Below are 16,413 nucleotides of genomic sequence, written 5' to 3'. Positions count from 1 at the left end.
GACATGGCAAGTGCGACAGCAGCACCTCCGAACATGGCCAACAGCGGGTCAACACGGCACCCCGACCGGCCTCCCATTCGCAAGGACTGTATCCCAAATGTTCGCCCTTCCCCCTTGCCCACGTCTGCCATCCCCTGTGGTTGCCTGTGCAACTGCAGCCGCGAAGGCATTTTCGTAAGGCGGGGTTGACTCCCCCACTGGAAATTCCGGCATGTGCTCCCCATATGGGAAGCACTCTGTTGCGCGCCCTGCATCCGGCAGGCTGTATTCACTCACTTGAAGGATGTGGAAGGGTTATCCATGGCTACCAGAAAGAAAGACAGCACGGCAACGGCCCCCGAGGCCGCCGAAGCAGGTACCACTGCACCCCGCACAAGCAGCACGGCCAGAACGGCAGCCGCACCCGTCGAGACCCCCGCCCCCACCAGGACCAGCCGCCGGCGTACCACGCCCGCGGCAGAGACCGAAGCAATGACGACCGAATCCACCCCCAAGACTCCCCGTACCCGCACCGTGCGTGCGGCCAAGGCCACGACCGAGGCAGCCGCTGCCGAAGCGGCCGAACAAACCGTGAAGACCACCACGCGCCGCACCCGCGCCAAGCCCGCCCCTGCCGACGCCGAGACCGAAGCGCCTGAAGCAGCCGCGGCTGCTCCCAAGAAGACGACGACCCGCCGCACCACCGCAGCCAGGGCCAAGCCTGCAGCCGCCGCCAAGACGGCTTCCACCCCCGCAGCCAAGCGCGGCCGCAAGGCCAAGGGCGACGACCTCGACGAGGATTTCAGCGACGTCGAAGCCGAATTCGCCGAAGAGGAAGTGGCAGAAGAAGCCGCGCCCGAGCAGGCCGCAACCGCCGAGAAGGTCAAGCCGCTGCGCATGAAACTCTCCAAGGCCAAGGAGCGCGCGCTGATGAAGGAATTCGGTCTGGACGAAGCCGTCCTGTCCGAAGAGGAAGTTTCCACCCGCCGCCAGCGCCTGAAAGAGCTGATCAAGCTGGGCAAGACGCGCGGCTACCTCACCAACGCCGAAATCTCCGACCACCTGCCCGACAAGCTGGTCGATGCCGAGACGCTGGAAGTCGTGGTCTCCATGCTGGGCGACATGGGCGTTTCCGTCTATGAACAGACCCCCGACGCCGAAACCCTGCTGCTGAACAACGCCACCGGCACCGCCGCCACCGAGGAGGAAGCCGAGGAAGAAGCCGAAGCCGCCCTGTCCAACGTGGACAACGAATTCGGCCGCACCACCGACCCGGTCCGCATGTACATGCGCGAAATGGGCACGGTCGAACTGCTCACGCGCGAAGGCGAGATCGAGATCGCCAAGCGCATCGAGGGCGGCATGATGGACATGATGGAAGCCATTTCCGGCTCTCCCGCCACCATCGACGAGATTCTCGCCATGGCAGACGAAATCCGTGAAGACAAGGTCGTGATCACGACCGTGGTCGACGGCTTTACCGATGCCGACGAGAACGACGACTACGTGGCCGAAGAAGACGAGGACGAGGTCGACGATGATGACGACGGCGGTACCAAGTCCCAGACCAAGATGATGGAAATGGTCAAGAACGAGGCGCTGCGCCGTTTCGACGATATCCGCGCCAGCTTCGAGACCATGCTCGCCGCCTACGAGAAGGACGGCTACGGCTCGCCCGCCTACGTGCAGGCGCAGAAGGCCATCAGCAGCAAGCTGATGACCATCCGTTTCACCGCCAAGACCATCGAGAAGCTGTGCGACACCGTGCGCGAACAGGTCGAGGAGGTGCGCAAGAACCAGCGCCTGCTGCGCCAGATCATCGTGGACAAGTGCCACATGCCGCAGGAAAAGTTCGTTGCCGAATTCTCCGACAACCTGCTCAACCTGCAGTGGGTGGAGCAGCAGGCCGCAGCCGGCAAGCCCTGGAGCGCCACGCTGGAACGCAACATCCCGCCGGTGCAGGAGCTGCAGCAGCGCCTGATCGACCTGCAGAAACGCGTCGTGGTGCCGCTGGAAGAGCTGAAGAACATCAACAAGCGCATGATCGACGGCGAGCGCTTCTCGCGCAACGCCAAGAAGGAAATGATCGAGGCCAACCTGCGCCTGGTGATTTCCATCGCCAAGAAGTACACCAACCGCGGCCTGCAGTTCCTGGACCTGATCCAGGAAGGCAACATCGGCCTGATGAAGGCGGTGGACAAGTTCGAATTCCGCCGCGGCTTCAAGTTCTCGACCTATGCCACCTGGTGGATCCGCCAGGCCATCACGCGCTCCATCGCGGACCAGGCCCGCACCATCCGCATCCCGGTGCACATGATCGAGACCATCAACAAGATGAACCGCATCTCGCGCCAGCACCTGCAGGAATTCGGCTTCGAACCGGACGCCTCCATCCTGGCCGAGAAGATGGACATCCCCGAAGACAAGATCCGCAAGATCATGAAGATCGCAAAGGAGCCGATCTCGATGGAAACCCCCATCGGAGACGACGACGATTCGCATCTGGGCGATTTCATCGAGGACAGCGTCAACACCGCTCCGATCGAGGCCGCCATGCAGGCCGGCCTGCGCGACGTGGTCAAGGACATCCTCGACTCGCTCACCCCGCGCGAAGCCAAGGTGCTGCGCATGCGCTTCGGCATCGAGATGGACAACGACCATACCCTGGAAGAAGTCGGCAAGCAGTTCGACGTGACGCGCGAGCGCATCCGCCAGATCGAGCACAAGGCGCTGCGCAAGCTCAAGCACCCGAGCCGCAGCGACAAGCTGCGCACCTTCCTCGGTGGCAACGACTGATGGCGAACATGATCTCGACCAGGAATTTCTCCAGGACAGGCGCCGCATGCGCCATTGCAGTTGCCGTGCTGGTGGCAGGGTGCAAGCCCGCCAACGAACCGGCCAGGCTGGCCGGCGCAGATGCCGCATCTGCGGCAGCCTCTGCGGCAACCGCCCCCGCTTCTTCAGCTTCTACTCCCAACAAGGACGCTTCCATGAGCAATACCGTGACCACCCCCACCGGCCTGCAGTACATCGACACCGAAGTCGGTACCGGCGCCGAAGCCAAGGCCGGCCAGAACGTGCTGGTGCACTACACTGGCTGGTTGTACAACAACGGCGAGCAAGGCGCCAAGTTCGACTCCAGCAAGGACCGTGGCCAGCCCTTCGCCTTTGGCCTGGGCCAGCGCATGGTGATCGCCGGCTGGGACGAAGGCGTGGCCGGCATGAAAGTGGGCGGCAAGCGCACCCTGATCATTCCGCCCGAGCTGGGCTATGGCGCCCGCGGCGCCGGCGGCGTGATTCCGCCCAATGCCACGCTCAAGTTCGACGTGGAACTGCTGGATCTGCGCTGATCGCACACACTGCACTTCAAAACGCCCCGCCTCGACGGGGCGTTTTTCATGGAGCGGCGGAATCAGGTACGATGAAAATTGCAGTTCAAACTCGACCTCATCATCATGACCCTGATCGTCCAGCTTTCCGATACCCATATCAGCCGGCCGGGCGAACTGGCCTATGGCCGCATCGACACCTCCACCTTTCTGCGCCAGGCCGTCACGGTCATTCAGCGTTTGCCGCAGCGCCCGGATGCCGTCGTCATTACCGGCGATCTGGTGGATCGCGGGCAGGCCGAAGAATACCGTCAGCTGAAAGATCTGCTGACCCCGCTCGACCCGGTTCCCGTCTATCTGCTGCCCGGCAACCACGACGACCGTGCCACGCTGCGCGACGCCTTTCCGGAGCAGCCGGCGTGGATGTCCGGCGGCTTTGCCCAATACAGCGTCCCCATCGGTACTATGCAGTTGATCGCGCTGGATACCGTGGTGCCAAGACGTGACCAGGGCCACCTCTGCAGTGAACGCCTGGCGTGGCTCGACAACGCGCTTGGCCAATGTTCGGAGCGCCCCACGCTGATCGCCCTGCACCACCCTCCCTTCCGGACGCTGATCGACGGCATGGACGAAATCGGGCTGATCGAAGGGGCTGCCGAGCTGGAGGCCATCGTGCAGCGCCACCCGCACGTGCACGGACTGATATCCGGCCACATGCACCGTCATATCCAGACCGGGTTCGCCCACACTCGTGCCATCGTGGCGCCTTCCACGGCCCACCAGGTGGCGCTGGATCTTGCTCCGGATGCCCCGCTGGCCTGGACCCTGGAGCCGCCCGGCTTGCTGCTGCACGCCTTCTCGCCGGAAGGCCGGCTGGTGACGCACGAGATGACGACGCTGGCGTTTGCAGGACCCTTTCCGTTCGTCTGACGCGCGCCCTTGCCTGCAATCCATGCAGGCGCCCGCAACATATTTTGCATGACTCACATATGCACGCTCTCGTATAATGAAAGGTTACAAATTCCCGACTTCCGGCCCACAAGGCCGGCTCCGGCGGATCTTTCCGCATGTCCTTAACCCGAGACCTTTCATGCACGCATTCACCCGTCGATTTGCCCTCTCCCTGGCCGTGGCCGCCGCACTTGCCGGCTGTTCCAAGTCCGAAACGCCTGCCACTGCCGCTTCCGGCACGCCCGCCGCCGCGGCCGACAAGGTGATGGTGGTTGCCACCAACGCCGCCTTTGCCCCGTTCGAGTCCCTGTCATCCAGCGGCGAAGTGGAAGGGTTCGACGCCGACGTGATCAAGGCCGTTGCCGACAAGGCCGGATTCAAGATCCGCTTCGTCAACACCCCCTGGGAAGGCATTTTCAACACGCTGAACAGCGGCGAGAGCGACATCGTGATGTCTGCCGTGACCATCACCGACGTGCGCAAGGAAAGCATGGAGTTCTCCGAGCCCTACTTCGATGCCGTGCAACTGATCGCCGTCCCGCAGGACTCCAAGGTGGCTTCTCTGGAAGACATCAAGGCCCTGACCATCGGCGTGCAGAACGGCACCACGGGTGACGAAGTCGTGTCCAAGCTGATCGGCAAGACCAACCCCAACATCAAGCGTTTCGAATCCATGCCGCTGGCCCTGAAGGAGCTCGAAGCCGGCGGCCTGCAGGCCGTGGTGGGCGACAACGGCGTGGTCAAGCACTATATCCAGAACAACAGCGGCAGCAAGTTCAAGCTGGTCAACGACCAGAGCTTCACCCCCGAGCGCTACGGCATCGTGATCAAGAAGGGCAATACCGAGCTGCTGAAGAAGGTCAACGACGGCCTGAGCGCCATCCGCCAGGACGGCAGCTACACCACCATCTACAGCAAGTGGTTCGGTGCGCCTGAAGCTGCTCCGGCCGCTGCCGCTGCATTGGCCCCCGCTTCTGCCGCCGCCTCTGCCGCTTCCAACTGACGCGTAGTCTGACAACCCGCATTGCCCTGCCCCCTCCCGGCAGGGCATGTTCTTTCTGGTAGAAGCGCATGGACTTACGCTGGAATATTCTCGCTCCCTACGCCCCGCTGTTCATCTCGGGCGTGCAGATGACGATCAAGCTCACCGTCATCGCCCTGGTGCTGGGCCTGGCCGCCGGCATGATGATCGGCCTGGTCACCTCGCGCAAGCCCAAGGGCTGGCGCCGCATTCCCCACGCCCTGCTGACCGCCTATGTCGGCGTACTGCGCGGCACCCCGCTGTTCGTGCAGATCCTGCTGGTGCACTTTGCACTCACCCCCACCCTGATCCATCCGGAAACCGGTCTTCTGCTCACCGGCGAGGCTGCCAGCACTTTCCGCCAGACCTACGGCGCCTTCTTCTCCGGCGCACTGGCCCTCACGCTCAATGCCAGTGCCTACATTTCCGAAATCGTGCGCGCCGGCATCCAGTCCATCGCGCGCGGCCAGGTGCAGGCGGCCGAAAGCCTGGGCATGAACGAATACCAGACCATGCGCTACATCGTGCTGCCGCAGGCGCTGCGCCGCATGGTGCCGCCGCTGGTGAACGAGGCGGTCACGCTGCTCAAGGACTCCTCCCTGGTCTCTGCCATCGGCCTGGCCGAACTGGCCATGGCCGCGCGTACGGTCGCAGGCGCCTACTCGCGCTACTGGGAGCCCTACCTGGCCATTTCGCTGGTCTATCTGGTGATGACCGGAGTGATCACGCTGGCGGCGCGCCGGCTGGAAACCTCCGAGGAACAGCGCGGGCGCTGAAGCTTCTTGAAATTGCGGCACCCGTGCCCATCTGCATCCCGAGACGCAGCAGTCCTGCTGCCCTGCCATCGGACTATTGAAAGCAAGGCCCCATGACGAACCCCGAACAACAACCCGATTCCCTCCAGCCCGAAACGCAAGCCCCCGCCGACGCAGCACCTGAAGCGGCAGCCGACGCCGCCGTCGACGTCGCTACCCTGCAGGCCCAGGTCGCCGAACTGCAGGACCAGTACCTGCGCGCCCAGGCCGAAGTGCAGAACGCCCGCCGCCGTGCCGACGAGGAAGTGCAGAAGGCCCGCAAATTCGGCATCGAGAGCTTCGCCGAAAGCATGCTGCCCGTGATCGACAGCCTGGAAGCCGGCCTGGCGGTGCCCAATGCCACCGCCGCGCAGCTCCGCGAAGGCACCGACGCCACCCTGCGCCAGTTGCTGAGCGCGCTGGAGCGCAACAAGGTCGTGGTGGTCAACCCGGCCCAGGGCGAGAAGTTCGACCCCAACCAGCACCAGGCCATCAGCGTGGTGCCTGCTCCTGCGGGCGTCGAGCTGCCCCCGAACAGCATCAACACCGTGCTGCAGAAGGGTTACCTGATTGCCGAGCGCGTGCTGCGCCCGGCCCTGGTAACCGTGACGCCCGCGTGAACCAGACACTCCCTCAAAAATATTGCGGACACGGCTTGAAAAACCGCCAGTGATCCGCAAGTTCAGACCAGCAGCCAGCCTCGAGGTGAACAAAGCAGGACTGGCAGATATTGAAAGATCAGGAGAATCCAGACATGGGAAAAATCATCGGTATTGACCTGGGCACCACCAACTCGTGCGTGGCCATCATGGAAGGCAACACCACCCGCGTGATCGAGAACAGCGAAGGTGCGCGTACCACGCCGTCCATCGTCGCCTACCAGGACGACGGCGAAGTGCTGGTCGGCGCGTCCGCCAAGCGCCAGGCCGTCACCAACCCGAAGAACACGCTGTACGCCATCAAGCGCCTGATCGGTCGCAAGTTCTCCGAGAAGGAAGTGCAGAAGGACATCGACCTGATGCCCTTCGAGATCGTCAAGGCCGACAACGGCGACGCCTGGGTACAAGTGCGCGGCAACAAGCTGGCACCGCCCCAGGTCAGCGCCGAGATTCTGCGCAAGATGAAGAAGACCGCCGAGGACTACCTGGGCGAGCCCGTGACCGAAGCCGTGATCACGGTGCCGGCCTACTTCAACGACAGCCAGCGCCAGGCCACCAAGGATGCAGGCCGCATCGCCGGTCTGGATGTAAAGCGCATCATCAACGAGCCTACCGCTGCCGCCCTGGCCTTCGGCCTGGACAAGCAGGACAAGGCCGACCGCAAGATCGTCGTCTATGACCTGGGCGGCGGTACCTTCGACGTGTCCATCATCGAAATTGCCGACGTCGACGGCGAGAAGCAGTTCGAAGTGCTGTCCACCAACGGCGACACCTTCCTGGGTGGCGAGGACTTCGACCAGCGCATCATCGACTACGTGATCGGCGAATTCAAGAAGGAACAAGGCGTCGATCTGAAGAACGACGTGCTGGCCCTGCAGCGCCTGAAGGAAGCCGCCGAGAAGGCCAAGATCGAGCTGTCCAACAGCACGCAGACCGACATCAACCTGCCCTACATCACGGCCGATGCGTCCGGTCCCAAGCATCTGAACATCAAGCTGACCCGCGCCAAGCTGGAAGCCCTGGTGGAAGATCTGGTCGAGCGCTCCATCGAGCCCTGCAAGATCGCGCTGAAGGATGCCGGCATCAGCCTGAGCGACATCTCCGACGTGATCCTGGTCGGCGGCCAGACCCGCATGCCCAAGGTGCAGGACAAGGTCAAGGAGTTCTTCGGCAAGGAGCCGCGCAAGGACGTGAACCCCGATGAGGCCGTGGCCGTCGGTGCCGCCATCCAGGGCCAGGTACTCTCCGGCGACCGCAAGGACGTGCTGCTGCTGGACGTGACGCCGCTGTCCCTGGGCATCGAGACCATGGGCAACGTCATGACCAAGATGATCCAGAAGAACACCACGATCCCGACGAAGTTCGCACAGACCTTCTCGACGGCCGAAGACAACCAGCCGGCGGTGACGATCAAGGTGTTCCAGGGCGAGCGTGAAGTGACGGCCGGCAACAAGCTGCTGGGCGAATTCAACTTGGAAGGCATCGCTCCCGCTCCGCGTGGCATGCCCCAGATCGAAGTGACCTTCGACATCGACGCCAACGGCATTCTGCACGTCAGCGCCAAGGACAAGGGCACCGGCAAGGAAAACAAGATCACCATCAAGGCGAACTCCGGCCTGTCCGAGGACGAGATCCAGAAGATGGTGAAGGACGCCGAGCTGAACGCCGCCGAAGACCACAAGAAGGTCGAGTTGGTGCAGGCCCGCAACCAGGCTGATGCCATGGCGCACAGCGTGAAGAAGAGCCTGGCCGAGCATGGCGACAAGCTGGACGCTTCCGAGAAGGAAAAGATCGAAGCCGCCATCAAGGACGTGGAAGAGGCGATCAAGGGCGACGACAAGGACGCCATCGAAGCCAAGAACAACGCCCTGATGGAAGCCAGCCAGAAGCTGGGCGAGAAGATCTACGCCGAACAGGCCGCTGCTGCCGGTGCAGCAGGCGGCCCCGGTGCAGACGCCTCCGCAGCAGCCGGCAACGACGATGTGGTCGACGCCGAAGTCAAGGAAGTGAAGAAGGACTGATGCCGATCGGGGCAAAAGCGTGAAACCTTTCACGCTTTTGCCCATGGCATCAGCTGCGCCGCGTGCTGCCCCGGGCCACGCGGCGTTTGTGTTGAGGCAGCCGGCTTTTTGGCGCTGCCCCGACCGCCCCCTCAGGAAGTGTCATGTCTAAACGCGACTATTACGAAGTGCTCGGCGTTCCGCGCAATGCCGGCGACGACGAGATCAAGAAGGCCTACCGCAAGCTGGCCATGAAGTACCACCCGGACCGCAACCAGGGTGATGCGGCCAAGGAAGCCGAAGCCAAGTTCAAGGAGGTCAAGGAAGCCTACGAGATGCTGTCCGACCCACAGAAGAAGGCGGCCTACGACCAGTACGGCCATGCCGGGGTCGATCCCAACATGGGCGGCGCCGGCTTTGGCGGCGGTTTTGGCGGGGGCTTCGAGAGCTTCAGCGACATCTTCGGCGACATCTTCGGCCAGGGCCGCGGCGGCCGTGGCGGCGGCCGCCAGGTGCACCGCGGCAACGACCTCAGCTACGCCATGGACATCACGCTGGAAGAAGCCGCTGCCGGCAAGGAAGCGCAGATCCGCATCCCGAGCTGGGATGACTGCGACACCTGCCACGGTACCGGCGCCAAGCCCGGCACCAGCGCCAAGGACTGCCCGACCTGCCACGGCTCCGGCGTGGTGCAGATGCGCCAGGGCTTCTTCAGCGTGCAGCAGACCTGCCCGCACTGCCACGGCACCGGCAAGATCATTCCCGATCCCTGCACGACGTGCCACGGCCAGGGCAAGATCAAGCAGCAGAAAACGCTGGAAGTGAAAATCCCCGCCGGCATCGACGACGGCATGCGCATCCGCAGCGCCGGCAATGGCGAGCCCAGCCCGAACGGTGGCCCTCCGGGTGACCTCTACATCGAGATCCGCATCCGCAAACACCCCGTGTTCGAGCGCGATGGCGATGACCTGCACTGCATGGTGCCGATCAGCTTCACCAAGGCGGCGCTGGGTGGCGAGATCGAGGTGCCCACGCTCAATGGCAAGGCCGTGATCGACATTCCCGAAGGCACGCAACATGGCAAGCAGTTCCGCCTGCGCGGCAAGGGTATCAAGGGCGTGCGCTCGGCCAGCACCGGCGACCTGTACTGCCATATCAGCATCGAAACGCCGGTGAAACTCACCGAGCACCAGCGCAAGCTGCTCAAGCAACTCGATGAGTCGCTGGAAAAAGGCGGTGGCAAGCACAGCCCGAACGAGAAGAGCTGGTTCGACAAGGCGAAGGACTTCTTCTCCTGAGCCAGCACGCTCGTGAACGCATGGGGCCGGCATCACTGCTGGCCCTTTTTTCATCGCGGATGTGCATGTGACCCCTACGGCCGCAGACTAGGCCGCCCGCCCTGGATCCATGCATGTTGCGCTTGAAAAAACGGGTTGCCATCATGACAACCCGTTCTCGTTCAACGCCAGGGGGCAGCCCCGGGATCAGGCGCCACACAGCTCCTTGCGTGCCTGCGCATATTCGCGTTTGAACTGCTCCACCAGTTCGCCGGCCGGCTGCACCTTGTCGATGGCGCCAATGCCCTGCCCGCAGCCCCAGATGTCCTTCCAGGCCTTGGCCGCCCCGCCGCCAAAATCCATCTTGCTCGGATCTGCTTCCGGCAGATGCGCCGGATCCAGCCCTGCAGCACGGATAGATGGCGCCAGATAGTTGCCGTGCACGCCAGTGAACAGGTTGGTATACACCACGTCATCCGAGTTGGAATCCACGATGCACTGCTTGTAGGCGTCGCTGGCGCGTGCCTCGTCGGTGGCGATGAAGGGACTGCCGATATAGGCAAAATCCGCGCCCATGGCCTGCGCCGCCAGGATGGAACGGCCCGAGGCAATCGAGCCACTCAGTGCCAGCGGGCCGTCAAACCAGGTGCGGATTTCCTGCACCAGCGCAAACGGGCTCTTTGTGCCGGCATGGCCACCGGCGCCGGCCGCCACGGCGATCAGGCCATCAGCGCCCTTCTCGACCGCCTTGCGCGCAAAGCGGTTGTTGATCACGTCGTGCATCACCACGCCGCCGTAGCTGTGCGCGGCCTGGTTCACTTCTTCCACTGCACCCAGGCTGGTGATGACCACCGGCACCTTGTACTTCACGCACAGCGCCATGTCTTCCATCAGGCGGGCATTGCTCTTGTGCACGATCTGGTTGATGGCAAACGGTGCTGCCGGATGATCCGGATGCGCCTTGTCGTGCGCAGCCAGCTCTTCGGTGATCTCGGCCAGCCATTCATCCAGTTGCGAAGCCGGACGCGCGTTGAGTGCCGGCATGGCACCAATGATGCCGGCCTTGCACTGCGCAATCACCAGCTTGGGGTTGCTGATGATGAACAGCGGAGAACCAATGACGGGAAAAGGCACGCGCGCCAGCGCGCCGGGAAGTGTGCGGCTCATGAAACTTGTCTCCTGAAAGGCGTTGTTCTGCAGGATGATGAAGATATCACAAAACCGAACGAACGTTCACTTTCGCGTCACCCTCTTCCAGCTGGCCGACAATGGCCGCATCAGCAAACCCTGCCTGGCGGAAAACATCCAGCACTTCCTGAGCAGCCTCGGGCGCGCAACTCACCAGCAGGCCGCCCGAGGTCTGCGGATCGCATAGCAGCTTCTGTTTCCATTCCGGAGTGCCGTCCGGCAACACTATCTCGGCACCATAGCTGGCCCAGTTGCGGGTGGAGGCGCCAGTGGCAATGCCCTGCTGTGCCAGCGCCACGGCTTCACCGATCATGGGCACCGCCGCATAGTCGACACTGGCTGCCAGGCCGGAGCCACGGCACATTTCCAGCAGATGGCCGAGAAGACCGAAGCCGGTCACATCGGTCATGGCATGCACGCCGGGCATGGCTGCCAGCTGCGCGCCGACGCGGTTGAGCTGTGTGGTCAGCTGCACCATGCGGGCATAGCCGTCCGCACTGAGCAGCTCCTTCTTGAGCGCCGCCGACAGGATGCCGATGCCCAACGGCTTGCCGAGGATCAGCACGTCCCCTGCCCTGGCCGCGGCATTCTTCTTGACCTGATCCGGATGCACCAGGCCCAGCGCCACCAGGCCATAGATCGGCTCGACCACGTCGATCGAGTGGCCACCGGCAATCGGAATGCCGGCGTCGCGGCAGACGGAAGCACCCCCTTCCAGGATGCGGCCGATGGTCTCCAGCGGCAGCTTGTCCAGCGGCATGCCGACCAGCGCCAGCGCCAGGATGGGTGTGCCCCCCATGGCGTAGATGTCGGAAATCGCGTTGGTGGCCGCTATGCGGCCGAAATCATGCGGATCGTCGACGATGGGCGTGAAGAAGTCGGTGGTGGCCACCAGGGCCTGCTGATCGTTCAGGCGGTACACGGCCGCGTCATCCGATGCCTCGGTGCCGACCAGCAATTGCGGCGGAACAATGCCGGCGGGCACCGATGCCATGATGTCCTGCAGCACGGAGGGTGCGATCTTGCAGCCGCAACCGCCACCGTGGGCGAGCGAAGTCAGTTTGGGAAATTCCATGATGTGTTTACAGTTTCAACTGGATCATGCCGATGATACGTCTTAAGATGAGAGGTTATCGAAAATGCGGCTTTCCATGAAAAACAACTGGCTGGTTCCCCCCTCTGCCCTCCACGGCTACGACATGATAATCGACGTGCGTACGCCGGCAGAATTTGCCCTCGACCACATCCCGGGTGCTGTCAATTTTCCAGTCCTGAGCAACGAAGAGCGGGTGGTGGTTGGCACCACCTACAAGCAGGTCTCGCCCTTCGAGGCCAAGAAGATGGGCGCTGCCATGATTTCGAGGAATGTCGCGCGCCACATCGAAGAGCAGATGCTGGACAAGCCCAAGGAATGGCGCCCGCTGATCTACTGCTGGCGCGGTGGCCAGCGCAGCGGCGCCATGCAGGTGATTCTTCGCCAGATCGGCTGGACCGCCGACCGGATTGAAGGCGGCTACAAGGCATTTCGCAATCATGTGATGGAAGATACCCGGTACCTGGCTGAACAGTTCGACTTCTTCATCATCTGCGGCGCCACCGGAAGCGCCAAGACGCGCATTCTGCAGCAGGTCGAGGCCCAGGGCGGTCAAATCCTGGATCTGGAGACACTGGCCAGCCACAAGGGCTCGGTGCTGGGCAATCTGCCCGGGCAGCCCCAGCCCAGCCAGAAGGGTTTTGAAACCCTGGTGTGGGATCGCCTGGACCAACTGGACCCGTCCCGGCCCGTCTTCGTGGAAGCCGAAAGCCGCAAGGTCGGCAACCTGCATATTCCCGAACCTGTGATCGAGGCCATGCGCGCCAGCCCATGTCTGGACGTACAGGCCAGCATGCATGCCCGCGTCAATTTCCTGCTGCGCGACTATCCCTACGCCCAGCAGGACAACGAGTGGCTGCTGCCGCGTCTGGCCAAGCTTAAGGAGCGCCAGGGCACCAAGGTGATCGAACACTGGCATGAGCTGGCCGAGCACGGCCAGTGGCCGCTGCTGGTGGAAGAACTGCTGACCCAGCACTACGACCCGCTCTACCGCCAGTCGCAAGGCCAGAACTATACCGGCGTGCGCCCGTGGCCCACCTTCGAAGCCAGCGATCTGTCCGAAGCCGGCATCGCAGACGTGGCTGCACGCATGCTGCGGGCGGTGGAAAGCTGACAACCTCGCCGGCCAGCAAGATCACAGGTTCCGATCGCACCGACCACGCCCGCTTCGCTGCGGGCACGAAAAAACCGGCCGAAGCCGGTTTTTTGCTGCATGGAGCCGGCATGCCTGCGGGCATGCCGGAAGTCACCATCAGAATGCGTCCACGTTGAACGCATTGGTTGCACCGTGCCCCTTCACGATGCTGTAGCCGATGCCAGGCACGCGGCTCAGGATCTGGTCGGCGTAGAAACGCGCCGTCTGGATCTTGTTCTGATAGAAAGCCGGACCGTAGTCGTCATTGCCGCCTTCAGCCAGCTTCTGTTCGGACACCAGCAGCGAACGGGCCATCTGCCAGCCGGACACCAGGTTGCCTGCCAGCATCAGGTAGGGCACGCTGCCTGCGAACACGGCATTGGGGTCTGCCTTGGTATTGGCAACCACGAAGTCCACCACTTCCAGGAAAGACTTGCGGGCAGCCGTCAGGGACTCCAGCATGGCCTTGGCTTCTTCGGAACCGCTCTGGGCCAGTTCGGCTTCGGTCTGCTCGATCATGCCGGCGATCTTCCTGGCAACGGCGCCGCCGTCACGCACGGTCTTGCGGCCGACCAGGTCGTTGGCCTGGATGGCGGTGGTACCTTCGTAGATCGTCAGGATCTTGGCATCGCGGTAGTACTGGGCAGCGCCGGTTTCCTCGATAAAGCCCATGCCGCCGTGCACCTGCACGCCCAGGCTGGTGGTTTCCAGGCTGGTTTCGGTGCTGTAGCCCTTGATCAGCGGCACCATGAACTCGTACAGCGCCTGGCTGTCGGCAGCGATGGTGGCATCGGGGTGGTTGTGCTCGACGTCATACAGCGAAGCGGCGTAGATGGCCATGGCGCGCGTGCCTTCGGCAGTGGCACGCATGGTCAGCAGCATGCGCTTGATGTCGGGGTGGTTGATGATGGCCACGGGAGCCTTCACGGAACCATCCACCGGACGGCTCTGCACGCGCTCGCGGGCATAGTTCACGGCGTGCTGGTAGGCGCGCTCGGTCACGGCGATACCCTGCACACCTACAGCGTAGCGGGCAGCGTTCATCATGATGAACATGTACTCGAGGCCGCGGTTTTCTTCGCCGACCAGGTAGCCGGTGGCACCGCCATTGTCACCGAACTGCAGCACGCAGGTTGCGCTGCCCTTGATGCCCAGCTTGTGCTCGATGCTCACGCACTGCACGTCGTTGCGAGCGCCCAGGCTGCCGTCGTCGTTGACCATGACCTTGGGTACGACAAACAGGCTGATGCCCTTCACACCCTCCGGAGCGCCAGCCACGCGGGCCAGCACCAGGTGGATGATGTTGTCGGCCATGTCGTGCTCACCCCAGGTGATGAAGATCTTGGTGCCGAATATCTTGTAGCTGCCGTCGCCCACGGGCTCGGCACGGCTGCGCACGGCAGCCAGGTCGGAACCGGCCTGGGGCTCGGTCAGGTTCATGGTACCGGTCCACTCGCCGGAAACCAGCTTGGGCAGGTACTTGGCCTTGAGCTCGTCGGAACCAGCCGTCAGCAGGGCCTCGATGGCGCCGTCGGTCAGCATGGGGCACAGGGCAAAGCTGATGTTGGCAGCGTTGCACATTTCGCCCACGGCCGCGCCGATGGTCTTGGGCAGATCCTGGCCGCCGTACTGGCCGGGATGCTGCAGGCCTTGCCAGCCGCCTTCCACGTACTGCTTGTAGGCTTCCTTGAAGCCCAGGGCAGCGGTGACCACGCCATCCTTCCAGGTGGAGGGATTCTTGTCGCCCTGGAAGTTGATCGGGGCGATGACGTCCTGCACCAGGTTGGCGGCTTCCTGCAGCACTGCCTGAGCGGTTTCCATACCGGCATCTGCGTAAGCAGGCACGTCCTGTGCCAGCTTGTCGAGGTTTGCCAGATACTGCATGTCGAACAGCATGTCTTGCACGGGTGCGGTAAAGCTCATCAGGAACTCCTTGAGTTGTTGAAATAGTTATGCGGGTTTTTACGGACCGCTCAAATACAACAGCCGTCCAGCTGCTTTACGGCAGAAGAACGGCTGCTTGATCGTAGTTTACTACGCCTACATTACAGGGCTTTGACAAGCTCCGGAACGGCGGTGAACAGATCGGCTTCCAGCGCATAGTCCGCCACGGCAAAGATCGGGGCTTCCGGATCCTTGTTGATGGCGACGATCACCTTGCTGTCCTTCATGCCGGCCAGGTGCTGGATGGCACCGGAAATGCCGCAGGCAATGTACAGCTCGGGGGCAACGATCTTGCCGGTCTGGCCGACCTGCAGGTCGTTGGGAGCGTAACCGGCATCCACCGCAGCGCGGCTGGCGCCGATGGCGGCGTTCAGCTTGTCGGCCAGCGGAGTCAGCACGGCCTGGAACTGCTCTTCGCTGCCCAGGGCACGGCCGCCGGCCACCACCACCTTGGCGGCAGTCAGGTCGGGACGGTCGGACTTGGACATCTCGCGGCCCACGAAGGCGGACTTGCCGGTGTCGGCAACAGCGGCCACGCTCTCGACGGCGGCGCTGCCACCGGTAGCGGCGGCGGCGTCGAAGCCGGTGGCGCGCACGGTGATGACCTTGGTGGCATCGCTGCTCTGCACGGTGGCCATGGCGTTGCCGGCGTAGATCGGGCGCTCGAAGGTGTCGGGGCTGTCGACCTTGGTGATTTCGCTGATCTGGGCCACGTCCAGCTTGGCAGCAACGCGCGGAGCGACGTTCTTGCCGGAAGCGGTAGCGGGGAACAGGATGTGGCTGTAGTTGCCGGCAACAGCCAGCACCTGCTCGGCCAGGTTCTCGGCCAGGCCTTCGGCAACGGAAGCGCCGTCAGCGTGCAGCACCTTGCTCACGCCGGCGATCTGTGCAGCAGCCTGGGCAGCAGCGGCGGCGTTGGAGCCGGCAACCAGCACGTGCACGTCGCCGCCGCACTGGGCAGCAGCAGTCACGGTGTTGAGCGTGGCAGCCTTGATGGAAGCGTTGTCGTGTTCAGCAATCACGAGTGCAGTCATGGGGTATCT

The 16,413-nt window shown here is 63.3% G+C and carries 13 protein-coding genes; 9 read left to right on the top strand and 4 right to left on the bottom strand.

Features of this window, described 5'->3' with window-relative positions; genetic code table 11:
* The first annotated feature begins 300 nt into the window (after positions 1-300).
* From rpoD to dnaJ, 8 genes are all read left to right on the top strand, one after another.
* Positions 301-2,775 (top strand): RNA polymerase sigma factor RpoD, encoded by a 2,475-nt coding sequence (gene rpoD, locus KKQ75_RS03995; protein WP_213360491.1) that lies wholly within the window; start codon positions 301-303, stop codon positions 2,773-2,775.
* A gap of 194 nt (positions 2,776-2,969) precedes the next feature.
* Positions 2,970-3,329, top strand: a complete 360-nt coding sequence (locus KKQ75_RS03990) for an FKBP-type peptidyl-prolyl cis-trans isomerase (protein ID WP_213360489.1) — start codon at positions 2,970-2,972, stop codon at positions 3,327-3,329.
* Positions 3,330-3,434: 105 nt separating this feature from the next.
* Positions 3,435-4,238, top strand: coding sequence for a phosphodiesterase (locus tag KKQ75_RS03985; RefSeq protein ID WP_213360487.1), 804 nt, complete (start codon positions 3,435-3,437; stop codon positions 4,236-4,238).
* 160 nt (positions 4,239-4,398) lie between these two features.
* Complete coding sequence (locus KKQ75_RS03980) at positions 4,399-5,262, top strand: basic amino acid ABC transporter substrate-binding protein (RefSeq protein WP_213360485.1); 864 nt, start codon at positions 4,399-4,401, stop codon at positions 5,260-5,262.
* Positions 5,263-5,330: 68 nt separating this feature from the next.
* Positions 5,331-6,056, top strand: a complete 726-nt coding sequence (locus KKQ75_RS03975) for an amino acid ABC transporter permease (protein ID WP_213360483.1) — start codon at positions 5,331-5,333, stop codon at positions 6,054-6,056.
* A gap of 92 nt (positions 6,057-6,148) precedes the next feature.
* Positions 6,149-6,694 carry a nucleotide exchange factor GrpE gene (grpE, locus tag KKQ75_RS03970; protein WP_213360481.1) on the top strand — a complete coding sequence of 182 codons (546 nt, stop codon included), beginning with the start codon at positions 6,149-6,151 and terminating at the stop codon, positions 6,692-6,694.
* Between the two features lie 134 nt (positions 6,695-6,828).
* Positions 6,829-8,754, top strand: coding sequence for a molecular chaperone DnaK (gene dnaK / locus KKQ75_RS03965; protein ID WP_213360479.1), 1,926 nt, complete (start codon positions 6,829-6,831; stop codon positions 8,752-8,754).
* Between the two features lie 143 nt (positions 8,755-8,897).
* The gene (dnaJ, locus tag KKQ75_RS03960) at positions 8,898-10,031 is read left to right on the top strand and encodes a molecular chaperone DnaJ (RefSeq protein WP_213360477.1); all 1,134 of its coding nucleotides are present in this window, start codon (positions 8,898-8,900) and stop codon (positions 10,029-10,031) included.
* A gap of 186 nt (positions 10,032-10,217) precedes the next feature.
* On the opposite strand, the gene KKQ75_RS03955 is transcribed toward dnaJ, so the two are convergent.
* Entirely contained in the window at positions 10,218-11,177 is a 960-nt protein-coding gene (locus KKQ75_RS03955) for an NAD(P)H-dependent flavin oxidoreductase (RefSeq protein ID WP_213360475.1), read from the bottom strand.
* A gap of 46 nt (positions 11,178-11,223) precedes the next feature.
* Positions 11,224-12,273, bottom strand: coding sequence for a selenide, water dikinase SelD (gene selD, locus KKQ75_RS03950; protein WP_213360472.1), 1,050 nt, complete (start codon positions 12,271-12,273; stop codon positions 11,224-11,226).
* 76 nt (positions 12,274-12,349) lie between these two features.
* On the opposite strand from selD, the gene mnmH reads away from it, so the two are divergent.
* Positions 12,350-13,405, top strand: coding sequence for a tRNA 2-selenouridine(34) synthase MnmH (gene mnmH, locus KKQ75_RS03945; RefSeq protein ID WP_213360470.1), 1,056 nt, complete (start codon positions 12,350-12,352; stop codon positions 13,403-13,405).
* A 138-nt stretch (positions 13,406-13,543) separates the two neighbouring features.
* On the opposite strand, the gene KKQ75_RS03940 is transcribed toward mnmH, so the two are convergent.
* Entirely contained in the window at positions 13,544-15,349 is a 1,806-nt protein-coding gene (locus KKQ75_RS03940) for an acyl-CoA dehydrogenase (RefSeq protein WP_213360467.1), read from the bottom strand.
* Between the two features lie 122 nt (positions 15,350-15,471).
* Positions 15,472-16,404 (bottom strand): electron transfer flavoprotein subunit alpha/FixB family protein, encoded by a 933-nt coding sequence (locus tag KKQ75_RS03935; protein ID WP_213360465.1) that lies wholly within the window; start codon positions 16,402-16,404, stop codon positions 15,472-15,474.
* Positions 16,405-16,413: the final 9 nt, after the last annotated feature.

Source organism: Brachymonas denitrificans, assembly GCF_907163135.1.
Taxonomy (GTDB): Bacteria; Pseudomonadota; Gammaproteobacteria; order Burkholderiales; family Burkholderiaceae_C; genus Brachymonas; species Brachymonas denitrificans_A.
The sequence above is the reverse complement of the archived record's forward strand: the minus strand, read 5'-3'. Positions and strand labels throughout refer to the sequence as shown.

What these genes read in the sequence shown, in the direction of transcription:
- rpoD (WP_213360491.1), top strand. Translation starts at nt 301, where the DNA reads ATGGCTACCAGAAAGAAAGACAGCACGGCAACGGCCCCCGAGGCCGCC.
- KKQ75_RS03990 (WP_213360489.1), top strand. Translation starts at nt 2,970, where the DNA reads ATGAGCAATACCGTGACCACCCCCACCGGCCTGCAGTACATCGACACC.
- KKQ75_RS03985 (WP_213360487.1), top strand. Translation starts at nt 3,435, where the DNA reads ATGACCCTGATCGTCCAGCTTTCCGATACCCATATCAGCCGGCCGGGC.
- KKQ75_RS03980 (WP_213360485.1), top strand. Translation starts at nt 4,399, where the DNA reads ATGCACGCATTCACCCGTCGATTTGCCCTCTCCCTGGCCGTGGCCGCC.
- KKQ75_RS03975 (WP_213360483.1), top strand. Translation starts at nt 5,331, where the DNA reads ATGGACTTACGCTGGAATATTCTCGCTCCCTACGCCCCGCTGTTCATC.
- grpE (WP_213360481.1), top strand. Translation starts at nt 6,149, where the DNA reads ATGACGAACCCCGAACAACAACCCGATTCCCTCCAGCCCGAAACGCAA.
- dnaK (WP_213360479.1), top strand. Translation starts at nt 6,829, where the DNA reads ATGGGAAAAATCATCGGTATTGACCTGGGCACCACCAACTCGTGCGTG.
- dnaJ (WP_213360477.1), top strand. Translation starts at nt 8,898, where the DNA reads ATGTCTAAACGCGACTATTACGAAGTGCTCGGCGTTCCGCGCAATGCC.
- KKQ75_RS03955 (WP_213360475.1), bottom strand. Translation starts at nt 11,177, where the DNA reads ATGAGCCGCACACTTCCCGGCGCGCTGGCGCGCGTGCCTTTTCCCGTC.
- selD (WP_213360472.1), bottom strand. Translation starts at nt 12,273, where the DNA reads ATGGAATTTCCCAAACTGACTTCGCTCGCCCACGGTGGCGGTTGCGGC.
- mnmH (WP_213360470.1), top strand. Translation starts at nt 12,350, where the DNA reads ATGAAAAACAACTGGCTGGTTCCCCCCTCTGCCCTCCACGGCTACGAC.
- KKQ75_RS03940 (WP_213360467.1), bottom strand. Translation starts at nt 15,349, where the DNA reads ATGAGCTTTACCGCACCCGTGCAAGACATGCTGTTCGACATGCAGTAT.
- KKQ75_RS03935 (WP_213360465.1), bottom strand. Translation starts at nt 16,404, where the DNA reads ATGACTGCACTCGTGATTGCTGAACACGACAACGCTTCCATCAAGGCT.